The sequence below is a fragment of the Odoribacter splanchnicus DSM 20712 genome, assembly GCF_000190535.1.
Taxonomy (GTDB): domain Bacteria; phylum Bacteroidota; class Bacteroidia; order Bacteroidales; family Marinifilaceae; genus Odoribacter; species Odoribacter splanchnicus.
Map to the genome: position 1 here is coordinate 2428640 of NC_015160.1, position 11937 is coordinate 2440576.

Annotated in this window: 13 protein-coding genes, 1 tRNA gene, 1 pseudogene and 1 riboswitch; of the genes and pseudogenes, 12 read left to right on the forward strand and 3 right to left on the reverse strand. The window is 42.7% G+C overall.

Annotated features, from left to right (window positions below):
- The first annotated feature begins 52 nt into the window (after positions 1–52).
- The 8 genes and pseudogenes from ODOSP_RS19920 to ODOSP_RS10220 all read left to right on the forward strand — a co-directional run bounded on the left by ODOSP_RS19920 (position 53) and on the right by ODOSP_RS10220 (position 3398).
- Positions 53–217, forward strand: coding sequence for a hypothetical protein (locus tag ODOSP_RS19920; RefSeq protein ID WP_013612233.1), 165 nt, complete (start codon positions 53–55; stop codon positions 215–217).
- 22 nt (positions 218–239) lie between these two features.
- The gene (locus ODOSP_RS10195; protein ID WP_013612234.1) at positions 240–689 is read left to right on the forward strand and encodes a hypothetical protein; all 450 of its coding nucleotides are present in this window, start codon (positions 240–242) and stop codon (positions 687–689) included.
- A 20-nt stretch (positions 690–709) separates the two neighbouring features.
- A complete protein-coding gene (locus ODOSP_RS18805) occupies positions 710–1573 on the forward strand; it encodes a leucine-rich repeat domain-containing protein (protein ID WP_013612235.1) in 864 nt (287 codons plus the stop codon).
- A gap of 64 nt (positions 1574–1637) precedes the next feature.
- A complete protein-coding gene (locus ODOSP_RS10205) occupies positions 1638–1934 on the forward strand; it encodes a hypothetical protein (protein WP_013612236.1) in 297 nt (98 codons plus the stop codon).
- Between the two features lie 382 nt (positions 1935–2316).
- Positions 2317–2389, forward strand: a tRNA-Gly gene (locus ODOSP_RS10210).
- Positions 2390–2490: 101 nt separating this feature from the next.
- Positions 2491–2577 (forward strand): annotated as a pseudogene (locus ODOSP_RS20530) (Arm DNA-binding domain-containing protein); the annotation flags it as partial.
- A 78-nt stretch (positions 2578–2655) separates the two neighbouring features.
- The gene (locus ODOSP_RS10215) at positions 2656–2895 is read left to right on the forward strand and encodes a polysaccharide biosynthesis C-terminal domain-containing protein (RefSeq protein ID WP_041556680.1); all 240 of its coding nucleotides are present in this window, start codon (positions 2656–2658) and stop codon (positions 2893–2895) included.
- Positions 2896–2939: 44 nt separating this feature from the next.
- Entirely contained in the window at positions 2940–3398 is a 459-nt protein-coding gene (locus tag ODOSP_RS10220) for an MATE family efflux transporter (RefSeq protein ID WP_095074686.1), read from the forward strand.
- A gap of 413 nt (positions 3399–3811) precedes the next feature.
- On the opposite strand, the gene ODOSP_RS10235 is transcribed toward ODOSP_RS10220, so the two are convergent.
- Positions 3812–4633 carry an EFR1 family ferrodoxin gene (locus ODOSP_RS10235; protein ID WP_013612238.1) on the reverse strand — a complete coding sequence of 274 codons (822 nt, stop codon included), beginning with the start codon at positions 4631–4633 and terminating at the stop codon, positions 3812–3814.
- 66 nt (positions 4634–4699) lie between these two features.
- The gene (locus tag ODOSP_RS10240) at positions 4700–4882 is read right to left on the reverse strand and encodes a hypothetical protein (protein WP_013612240.1); all 183 of its coding nucleotides are present in this window, start codon (positions 4880–4882) and stop codon (positions 4700–4702) included.
- A gap of 219 nt (positions 4883–5101) precedes the next feature.
- Positions 5102–5302: riboswitch (cobalamin riboswitch) on the forward strand.
- A 138-nt stretch (positions 5303–5440) separates the two neighbouring features.
- Between ODOSP_RS10240 and ODOSP_RS10245 the strand changes: the two genes are divergently transcribed.
- From ODOSP_RS10245 to ODOSP_RS10260, 4 genes are read left to right on the forward strand one after another with little or no spacing between them, the layout of a single operon-like run.
- Entirely contained in the window at positions 5441–6481 is a 1041-nt protein-coding gene (locus tag ODOSP_RS10245; protein WP_013612241.1) for a hypothetical protein, read from the forward strand.
- Positions 6482–6494: 13 nt separating this feature from the next.
- Complete coding sequence (locus ODOSP_RS10250) at positions 6495–8522, forward strand: TonB-dependent receptor plug domain-containing protein (protein WP_013612242.1); 2028 nt, start codon at positions 6495–6497, stop codon at positions 8520–8522.
- A gap of 35 nt (positions 8523–8557) precedes the next feature.
- Positions 8558–9886 carry a DUF5074 domain-containing protein gene (locus tag ODOSP_RS10255; protein WP_013612243.1) on the forward strand — a complete coding sequence of 443 codons (1329 nt, stop codon included), beginning with the start codon at positions 8558–8560 and terminating at the stop codon, positions 9884–9886.
- A 13-nt stretch (positions 9887–9899) separates the two neighbouring features.
- On the forward strand, positions 9900–10853 hold the full coding sequence (locus ODOSP_RS10260; RefSeq protein WP_013612244.1) for a PKD-like domain-containing protein: 954 nt from the start codon (positions 9900–9902) through the stop codon (positions 10851–10853).
- 70 nt (positions 10854–10923) lie between these two features.
- Here ODOSP_RS10260 and ODOSP_RS10265 read toward each other — a convergent pair whose 3' ends face one another.
- The gene (locus ODOSP_RS10265; protein ID WP_013612245.1) at positions 10924–11937 is read right to left on the reverse strand and encodes an ABC transporter ATP-binding protein; all 1014 of its coding nucleotides are present in this window, start codon (positions 11935–11937) and stop codon (positions 10924–10926) included.

The following is an 11937-nucleotide window of genomic DNA, read 5'->3' on the forward strand; positions in this document are numbered from 1 at the left end:
CTATACTTTAAACGTTGGGAGTAGGAATTTTTAAAACTTAAAACTTATAGACATGGATACAATTACATTGAAAGTAAAAACTACTAAACCAACTCAAGAAATTGAGCTCAGATTTTCAGAAACAAGAAGTTCGAAACCTATCCAATTTGAAATAGACTGGGGAGATGGAACGCTAAATACACAGACATCTCATGTTTATAAAATGCCTGCTAATTAGAATACAATTTATCAAATAAGCAATGAGACAGCAAACTAAACAGAAAAAAGCACTTTTATTATTGAACTTGGAGGTTTCTGATAGGATGAAAGATCTTGTCAATAAAGAAGAATATGGATATGCCATCTTAAATCTATGGAATCAAATTGAAGCAGGATTGAAATTATCCAGATGCATAGAAAAAGGTGCGTATCCGAAAAACTTAGATGTAAGATGGACAGGTTTTTTAAAAATATTAAATGAAGAAATGCCTGAAATATTGAAGGTGATTTTTAGTAAGGAACAAAATTGTTTATGGAAAATTCGTAATGAAATAGTGCACGCTAACCAAACTATATCGCAAGAACAATATGAACAATTTTATGAAAAAGGTAATCTTTTATTGAATAAGTTGAGAGAAAATCTATCATTGAAGTATGACTTTGAGAATGGATTGCCCAAAACAAAGAAAAAGACGAAGAATAGAAAATGAATTATATAAATAACATTAATATGAAACAGATTTACATTTTATTGGTTACTATATGTGCCATTGCTTTTACTGCGTGTTCAAAAGATGATGATTCATCAGAAGATGGAAAAGAAGGGGTAATTACGTTGGTTCATAGAACTGATTATTCTGCTAGTAGTCCTGTGCGAATACAAATTGGGGCTTTTAATAAGGGAGACATTATTACAATTGATTGGGGAGATGGAAATGTTGAAAATGCCAATCTGGAAACGATGTGTGATAATATTTTTTCAACCTATGGCATTGGTCATAGATATCCTAATAGTAATCCTTATATTATTACAATTAAAGGGAAAATTAGAGGCTTTTGGTGTTACACCAAGCACATAACCTCATTAGATGTCAGTGGGTGTCCTGCATTGACTTCCTTACGATGTTATGGCAATAACCTAACCTCATTAGAGGTCAGTAAGAATACTGCCTTGACTAAGCTGTCTTGCGGTAATAATAGCTTAACTTCATTAGATGTCAGTAAGAATACTGCCTTGACTAGTTTGGATTGTGGCAATAATAGCTTAACTTCATTGGATATAAGTAAGAATACTGCATTGACTAAGCTGTCTTGCGGTAATAATAGCTTAACTTCATTAGATGTCAGTAAGAATACTGCCTTGACTAGTTTGGATTGTGGCAATAATAGCTTAACTTCATTGGATATAAGTAAGAATACTGCCTTGACTTATTTACGTTGTGGAAATAATAATCTCTCTGCAAGTGCCCTGAACAAGATTTTTAACGATTTACCAATAAATGATGGAAACATTTATTTTAACGATAATCCCGGAACTGATACTTGTGATAAGAGAATACTGGACTATAAGAGATGGGAATGTAATTGTAGATAAAATCTTAACCTATCACCATTCCTGATATGAGTCCTGAGAATGGTGATATCAAAACTAAAATAATATGAATGGTAAAATTTGTGCTTTAGATGAATTTAAAGAATTCCTAAAACAGCTTGTTGAATCCGGCAGATTAGAAGGTACAGAGTTAGGGGTTGCAAAATTAGTTCTGGGCAAAGGATATGGAGTCTTGTCTCCTGAACAAATGAAAGTGTTTGACAGAATGATTGATACAAATGTAATAGAAAACTGTCAACGGTGTGGTGTCCCTATTCCTTGGGAAGAAATGTTTATTGCTATTGATAATGGTGGTTATTGTTGTTATTGTCAGCATATGATGGAAAAGATTGAAAAGGAATAAATATAATTTACCCCCATTTCTGATATTTAAATAGTGAGGAATGATAATTTAAAGACTGGATAATATGGAAAAGAAAATAAATTTGGTAACTGTAATATAGTTCCTAAAAATTTAACCTCACACTCCCGGCTCAATACCGGGAGTTTTCAATTTAAATCAAGCATTATGGACACCAGTTAAAACCGTCGGAAAAGTCCTCTTTAGAAGAGGGTTTCCCCTTTCTGCACTTCGGGGGGAATTATTATATATAATATACAGCGAAATGCAAAAATTAAGATAAAATATAAACCCTGTCAGGTTTGACACAAACATCAACCGAAACGTCAACCAAGCGGAATAAGGAAAAGAGAATCTTTTGTAATTGCCGAATAAATAATAGTCTGCGGAAATAGCTCAGTCGATAGAGCACTAGCCTTCCAAGCTGGGGGTCGCGGGTTTGAGTCCCGTTTTCCGCTCTCTGAATGAGGTAGTTACGAAAGTAGCTACCTTTTTTATTTTGTGGTTTTTCGTGGTTTGGGGGCATCTGTTTAAACCGAGGTTTAAACCAACTTTAGCCATGAACGCCTCTATTTCAGTGGTTTGTTACAAATCAAAAACACTTTCAAACGGAGAATACCCATTAATGTTCCGAATATCCAAAGACGACCTTTGTAAAAAATGAAAAAGGATTATAAACCGTAATCTGTTAAAAAAAATCATAGAGACGGCTGTAGGGTGTTTCTTGAAATACGGGTATGTAGCGTGGAGTACTCCTTTCGTCATCGTCTCCACAGCTTTCAGCAACCTTGTCCGTGCCAAAGGGAAATCGACAGAGGCACTGAACGGAATACTGATAGGTACCATACAGAATATCGTACTCAATCGCTTGTTTATCCTATGGCTCGGCTACAGGATTGCCGGTGCGGCATGGGCTACGGCCATCGGTTATACGGCAGCAACGCATATTACGTTATCTTGCTGACGGGTAAAGACTCCCACCTGACCATATCCATAGCCTGTTTCAATATGAGAAAAGAAACAGTGGGACCGTCTCAGGCAGTCATACGTCTGTCATGCTTCGCAGGATTGGGTATGGGCGTGATACTGACCTTGCTTTGCGGAGTGTTTTCCGAAGAACTGATCAGTTGTGTCATTGATTCGGAAGGAATTCGGGAATATGGTACACCGCTCGTCCGGACGTTGCTGCTGTCGGGACCAGTGATGGGTATCCTGTTTATTTATATCAATACCTTGCAGGCGATCGGGGCGGAAGCGGCACAACCTGTAGCAGAATTCTTTCCCTCCTTCTGGCTGTTTGGCTGTTTTGGCGGACTGAAAAGAGAATGGGGAAAGCCCCCTCTTTTGTTTAACTTAAGATCTTTATCGGACATTACTTGTCATTATCTCATAGCGGTTTGGAAAGGGATAAGCTTCAGGGGGTCCGGCATTAACCTGAATGGCTGTTCAGCACTGTACCCTCAATGATCTGACATAAACGGACATACCGTCCTTCTTAGATCTCCGGTCAATCCTACCTGAAACGATTCGTCAAACACCATGAAAATAATTTCCCGGCAGAATACCGGAATAAATTTATCCGCAACCAGCGAAAAAATCAAGACATATAAGAAATCACCGGGGAGCGCAAAGCTCCATGCCATAAAAAAAATCCTCAAAAACAATTCCCCTATTTTTAGTATGAACCGGATACCTTCACATTCATTTCATCTCTTGTACTGGCGGACTTAATATCGACATGCATCTCGATATCTTTTATATTAACGGGTAATTCCAGAAATGAATACCCCGGATGACAGTGATAAGCAAACAGCCAGCGATTACCTTCAAAATCAGTTTCGTATAAAGACCGGTCTTCATATACCAAGTATTTAGGTCGATTAAAATAATTCGATTCTTGCCCTCGAGGTATATCTATTTTCAAGAAAACCGACATGACTTAGGTAAGCTTCATCCGTCAACTGTTTGGCATGTACAGGACATTGTTTTACACAAGCATTACACTTGATACAAATACCGGAAACCTCAGAAGGATGATCCAGCCGGATAGCCCCCATAGGACAAACTTTTGCACAACGTCTGCAATCGATGCACGCATCGGTCGTAACAGGTTTTGCTTTCAGGAAATTCACCACCTCTTCATCCCTTCCTTTGGGTTTATAATACCCACCGTAATCAGGAGCCCCTTGTCCCGGAATCTTTATTCCGGTAAATTCTCCTGGTTGCAATATTCTTCTCACGATCTCTGCCGAAAACTGTTCTGCCTTTTCCAGATCTTCCCGGTCGGGACGCCCGGTAGCCAACCGGGTCGTGAAAGAATGCTGGCCGACAAAAGCCGCAGCAGCTATCGGATGAAACCCTCTATATCTTAAAATATCATACAGTTCGACGAGCGCATTCCCATAGGACCGATTCCCATAAACCACTACAGGCACCGCCCAGGCCCCATTACTCTGCCAGGTGGTCAAGTAATTCAATAACAGATTCGGTAAACGGCCGGCGTAAACAGGCAGACCGACAATAGCCAACTCCGATTCCCGAATATCAGGCACTTTCTTCCGCCCCGACGGCAATGTAAAGTCTTTCACTTCCGTCACGACTTCCGGTAATAACGTAGTGATACATTTTACCAAATGGGTAATCACTGTTTTAGTTGTGCCTGTCGGACTAAAATAGACCGCATGTACTTTCTCTATTTTCATAAAGTATCGGATAAATAGTCTGTCAAAATCTTTCCCACCCGATCAATCCCGAACAAAGCTGCAATTTTATTCCGGTAAAACCAATAAATCATGTTTATTAATTTTGAATAATTTGCATATATCATCTAATTCCCAAATCTGCTTATCGCTATTATTCGTACCGATCAACTCCGGCACGATATTCCCTTCGACAGGGGCGCATTTGGATTTTTCACAGAAACAGGAAGTCGGGCAAAAGAGATAATCCATCTTGTTTTCATCATTGAAATAATCGGTTTGACATGTTTTCCGTTCAGAACAGGTTTTACTTCATTGCCTGTACAAGGATAAAAGCCCGATTTTAAAGAAATTCTAAAGGTTTTTCCCAAAATAACCGTTCAGCACAAAGTATTGCCTCCGTCCCTGTGGACTAACAAACATTCACAAAATATCATTTCCCTTATAAAATGATTTATATATCTTTGCCGTCACATAAAAATTGCGTGGAGTTGCCGGATCGTTGTCTCGTCCGGCAATGAAAAGGGAATCAGGTGTAAATCCTGAACAGATCCACTGCTGTAAGTTTCATAACACTTTTCGGACGTGCTTTATCCACTGTTCCTCGTTTGGAATGGGAAGGAAACCGAAAAGGAAACAAGTCAGAAGACCTGCCACGTGATTCATTGTTTAACGTTCAAAGGGAAGAAGAACATAAACGTCAGTAAATCATGCTATTCAAAAAAAAATCTCTGTTTTTTCATATTTGCCGTAATAGCAGGGCTATTCACAGCCTGTGATTCCGCAGGAACGGATTATCCCTACGGGCCGGTGAGCCAAGGTAATATCGAAGCCCTTGTTCTCAATGAAGGGGGAATCAATCAGAATATGGGCGGTATCTCCGTTTTAAACAAAGACGGATCAGTCATTCCGGATATTTTCCGGGAAGTGAATCACCGACCGCTTGGTGATGTGGCCCAATCCATCACCAAGATCAACGGTAAATATTTTGTGACTTTGGACAACTCCAAAAAAATCGAGGTTATAGATCCCGAAACGTTCGGTTCCGTCGGTACAATCCTCTATACCCAAGCGGGATTTCCACGCCAGATCGTAGCCATTTCCCCGACAGAAGCTATCGTATCCGATCTGGAGAGACAACTGGTGCGTATCCGGACTGTGGAACCTTATGGCGAACCTCTGGAATATATCTCCATACCGCGATCGGTCGAATATCTGGTAACGGTAGATAATAAAATCTTCGGAATGACTACCGGCGGAATATATGTCTTCGATACCGACAATATCAGCAAAAAAGCTGTCCGGGTCATCCCGGAAGTAAAAAACGACGAAAATACCAAAACCTGCCGGATGCTGGTCGATAAATACCAAAGAGTATGGGCCTTGATGAACATCCGGGAGGGGAATCGAGTCTGCGGAATAGAATTGGTTTGTATCGACCCCCACCAAGAAAAAGTCGAGGTCTCTTATACCCTTCCCATCAGTGAAAAGGCAAATCCACAAGCAGGAGACGTAATCGGTACAATCACCTATAATCGCACGGATATCGATCCTACACTGAACTGGATTTATTTCAACGTCAAAACCTGTAAAAGTAACACGGCAGCAGGGATTACCTCTGTCCAAAGTGTTTACCGGATGAATGTCGGCACGGGAGAATTCGAACACTACCTCGATCTTCCCGGAATCGATATGATGTATGGGTTTTCAGTCAGTCCGCAAGGAGAGGTCTATCTATGTGACTGTCTGGATTACAGTGCACAACGCGGTTATATCCGGAATTACAAAAAAGACGGTTCCATCCGGAATTTTCGAGTCGGTATCTATCCTAGCCAAGTGTATTTCCCCTAATTAGCCTAGCGATATGAACCTATACAAGAGTCTGATCTTCATTTTATACCTCGGCATATTCCTTGGGTCGGGATTCCGTACTCCCGCCCAATCCCGGGATTCGATCACCCTATACGGCACATTAGACACCGTGCAGGTCATCCGCCAACGTATACAACACGCCAACGAGGCAAACGCAGGAGCCCGGGTAACCCATATTTCTCCAGCCATTTTACAAGCCAACAAAACCCGCTCGCTGGCCGAACTCCTGACCGACCATACCTCTATTTACATCAAGAGTCTGGGAACAGGAGCGTTATCGACAGCTTCTTTCCGTGGAACCAGCGCTTCCCAAACACGGGTAAACTGGAACGGGATCAATATCACACCTCCTTTATCGGGTACTTTCGATTTTTCACAGATCCCGGTCTTTTTTACAGATAACATCAACCTGTACTATGGCAGCAGCCATGTAAAAAACGGTACCGGAGCTATCGGAGGTAGTGTGAATTTATTCACAGACACCGATTGGAACCGAGGCGTAAATGGCCGGGTACTGGCAGAGTATGGATCGTACAACACATATACCGTCGGTGGACAGGCGAATATAAGCGGTAATAAATCGGCCTCAAAGACACGGTTATATTATCAGCATTCCGACAACGACTATACCTATCTGAATAAAGTGCTGACCAATACTCCTTTCCGTGAAAAAAGGCAGGATGCCGCTTACTCTCAATTCGGAATTATGCAGGAAGGCTATTTCAGAGTATCTCCCTACACCCGCCTGACAGCTGTCGCCTGGTATCAGAAAAATCACCGTAACCTCCCCCAACCGCTCGGTGTAGTCAACCGCTCCCAGGAGGATCAGGAGGAAAATAATTTCCGGGGATATGCCGGACTGGATTTCAGCCGGGGTATCCATGAATTACATGTAAAGGCTGCCTGGCTGTATTTCTGCCAAACTTACGATATCCGGTATGACGGAGGTTTATTCGATCCCAAGGGAAACAAAAACCGCTCTAACACGGCACAGGTCGTGGCCGATTATACGTACTCCCCGACCGATAAGCTTATCCTCAACACGACGTTAACCTATTCTCACGACCTGATCCGGGTGAGTAGCTACATAGACATCGACTCATCGAAATATACGCTCGACGGTATCGATTTTGATATTCCTCAGGTGGAATCCCCTTTCAGCCACCACCGTAACATACTCTCCTGGCAAACTTCCGCTTTGTGGACGCCTATCCGGTGGATGATGATCAACGGACAATATATGTTCGAACATAACGACAATCGGAATGTATCCACCTGGTCGGCAGGAATAGTATTCAATCTATTGAAAAAAGAATTAAAATTGAAAGGAAGTACTGCTTATAATTATCGTTTCCCCAGTATGAACGACCTATATTGGCGCCCCGGCGGTAATCCGGATGTAAAGCCGGAAGAGGGGTATTCTTACGATGCTTCTATTTCTTACCGGAAGAGTATAAACAAACATCTCTTATTCGATGCCGAAGTTTCCGGTTATCTAATGAACATCGACAACTGGATCCTTTGGCTCCCCAAAGACGGAAACCAATGGGTGTGGACTCCGCAAAACAAACGAAACGTACGTTCCTACGGCGTGGAACTTTATGGAAAAACCACTTTCCACTACGGGGAACTCGTATCTTCTCTTTCGGGTAATTACAGCTGGTCACAATCCCGGACCCGCAAGAAACAACACGTAGACGACAACGCCTATATGCGGCAAATTCCATATGTACCGCGATTCAAGTGGAATCTGCGCTGGAATATCGATTATAAAGATGCTTTTTTCGTCTGGCAGATGACTTACACCGGCCGGCGTTTCATTACTACCGACGAATCATATGCCACGGATCCCTATTCCGTACATAACCTCTTGCTCGGTTACCGCTACTCCTTCCGGAATGGGACAAGCCTAACCCCTCAGATGCGGATAGATAACCTGTTCGATACCTACTATGAGTCGACCCAATATTATCCCATGCCTTTGCGTAATTGCTTGTTCTCGCTTTTATTCGAATTTTAATTGAATCATATAAATCCTTTAAATAAATAGAAACCATGAAAAAAAATAATTTTACGCTTTTAGTTTGCCTCCTGTTAGCAGGAATATTCGCATCATGTGACGATGACGACAAATATCCGGTTCCTCCCGAAGTATCTATCGAGAGTGTAAACGGAGTGTTCGCAATGCCTCAGGAAGACTCTATCGTACTGAAAGCGAAAGTAGAAAGTCCGCTGCCAACCACACTGAGCTGGTCCGTCAAAGGAAATGAAGTCTCTAAGGATACAGTATTTACTTTCAAAATGAACGAATTGGGGACCTACGATGTTAAATTAACCGCGACCAATGCCGATGGAGTGACTTCTGCCACAACATCCATCGAAGTGTACGGTAAATACAAATACGGTACTTTTGTTTTAAATGAAGGTTACCAGGCCGATCCTTCTACATTGATATTCATCAGCCCGAAAGGTATTCTCACGGACAGTGCCTATTACAAGGCAAACGGCAGCATGCTGAGCCTTCTTTCCCAAGACTTATTTATCGCCAACAACAAACTGTATATCATTTCACAAAAAAGCGGAGACGACGGTTATCTTATCGTTGCCAATGCAGAAACCCTGAAAAAAGAAGCCGGCTATAAGACCGAACTGGAAGATAAAGTAAGCAGTCCGACTCATGTTGCCGTACTGGGAGACGACGATATCTATCTGCGCGACAACGAAGGAATTAAGGTATTCCACCCATCCAGCGGCGAACTCTTTCTCATCGAGGGAGCTGAAAGGGCTAATAAGAATACCATGGCTGTAACGGAAGGGAAAATATTCGCTGCAGCAGGAAATAACGTCCTTGTGATCGAAAAAGGAAAAAACAAAATCTCCAAATCGATAGAATTCAATGATCCGGTCAGAGGAGTCGTCAAATCGCCGGACGGTAACTTGTGGGTATCCACTTCGGCCGGGGAAATCTCTAAGGTCGATGCCCAAAATTATACTATTATCAAAACCAATACTTTACCGGGAGATGCCATTAGCACTCAGTCGGCCTCATACACTTCTACTCCGTGTATTACAGCACAAGGAGATACTTTGTACATGAACGGCACAGGTACCAAAATCTATCGTCACATTTTTAGTAAAAACCAGACGGATCTGATGGTCGATGCGGCAAACATCGTGACAACAACTAGTGTTTACAATACCATAGCCGTCAATCCGGTTACAGGCGAAGTCTATCTGAATACAATCAAAGGGTGGGGTAACGACCGTCTGATCAACCACATCAGTGTATTCGATTTCAGCGAAACCGAACCGAAATTGAGCGCCAATTATAAGAATCATACCAATTATCCAGCCGGAACATTCTTTACTTATAATTTTCAATAAAAGAATTTTGTAAATGAAAAAATACTATTCTTTATTTCTATTCTGGAGTCTGCTTACAGGTCTATCGACCTCCTGTAGTGACGACAACAAAAAAGATCCGTATCTTCCTACTCCGCCTCAGGTTTCTATCGGAAATCCGAGTGGGCAAACCACCTGTTTACCGGGTGAAACGATCGAGTTAAAAGCGATTCTGAACAATCCGTTACAGACCACTTTCCAGTGGCAACTGAACAAAAAAACGGTTTCCACAGACTCAATCTATCGTTTCACCTCTCAGGACCCCGGTAGTTTTGAAATTATCCTGACCGCAACCAATCAAGACGGCAAGGATTCCGACACCTTATTTCTGAAGGTCAACGGTAATCGGTTCGCGATCTCCGATCTGAAAAATTGGACCGGTAACGGAGAAAACACCTCGGTCTTTGCCATTCAATGGGTTACAGGGGAGCATCTGCAAGAACCGGCAGACCAGGAAGTTTTTTTCATTGCCTGGGGATATCGTTGGAATAAAACGGAAACTTTTACAGGAATCGATATGCTCAAAGCTATTGCCAAGAACGATCCCCGCCTTTATGTCGCCTTATCAGGAAATTATATCAAAGGATTCGGTTATGACGGTAATAACGACGGTAAAATCGAACTGAAAAGTTCTACTTTACATCTGACACAAGCTGATTTTACAAACGGGCTCTACGAACTCTCCGAATACGATTCTGACGAATTGAAACCGTTAGATGCAGCCGATTATTGGATGGGATCGAACGATGCCTATACCACCTACTGGCTCGGTTCGGGCAATCAGGTGCCGACAGCTGCCGACTTTGAATATTCTCAGACATTTGTCGACAATCGCCAACTTGAAAATCTCTCCTGGGATGTATGGACACTTTCTCCCATCGATTACACGTCTATGGTCAATGTATCCCCCATCCCCCGATTGATCAAAGCTGCAGAAGCAAATAAATAAAAAGTTAAAACGGTGCCAACAGGTAAAAACTGATGCGCACCGTTTTCTTTTTATTCAAAAACCTTCCCGGTCATTTTTTCAATAATCCGGTCAAGTCCTCGAAAGAAGTCAGTATAGTAGACATTCCATTTTTTTCCCAACTCATTTCATGCGGGGAAGTAACCGTCAATACGGGTAAATTTTTTCTATCGGCATTTCCGGGCAGACCGGAATAGCCAAAACGATTCAGAGCATTGACACACCAATGCCAAAGGCAGGGATCGTCCGTCCTGACGACGACTTCCTGATAATCCTGTACGATGGGGAAATAGCCCCCACGTCCCCGGTCAAAACATATTTTCCGGTGATCGAACAAACAGTCCAGTCCATCGTTAAAGACTATATCCTCCGTAACGCCACACTGCAATCCTTTTCCGGGCGCGAGCAACCACAGCCGGTCGGCCTGGATCAGTGCCTGGTCGATATCGTGGGTAGACAGCAGAATGGTCTTATGTTGTTCGCGGGCAATGGTATGCAATAAAGTCATGATCTCGATACGGCTTACCACATCCAGGAAAGCTGTGGGTTCATCGAGCAAAATCAACGGACATTCCTGCACCAATGCTTTGGCGATCATCACTTTCTGCCGTTCCCCGTCCGACAATTCGGCCACGTAATTTGCAGCTTTATGGGATATTCCCACTGCCGTAAGAGCCTCTTCGACGAGCTTATGATCTTCCCGGTTCAAACGGCCCCAGAATCCGGTATGGGGCTGACGCCCCAAGCTTACCAGTTCATATACGGTCAATCCGCCGGCCTGTGTCTTATCGGTCAGTACGACGCCGATCTTGCGCGATTTTTCCCGTTCGGAATAATCCCTCAGCGGACGTCCTTCAAGCCATAATTCACCTTCCAAAGGCAATTGAAAAGCCGAAAGAGTACGCAACAGAGTAGATTTGCCTGCCCCGTTAGGACCTAACAGACAAGTCAACTCTCCCGCCCACAAATCGAAAGACAGATCCCGGTGTACCACTGTAGAACCGTTCTTACCATGAGAGTAGCCGATAGCCAATTGACGGGCTGCAATTACAGGTAAAGTCTCCAT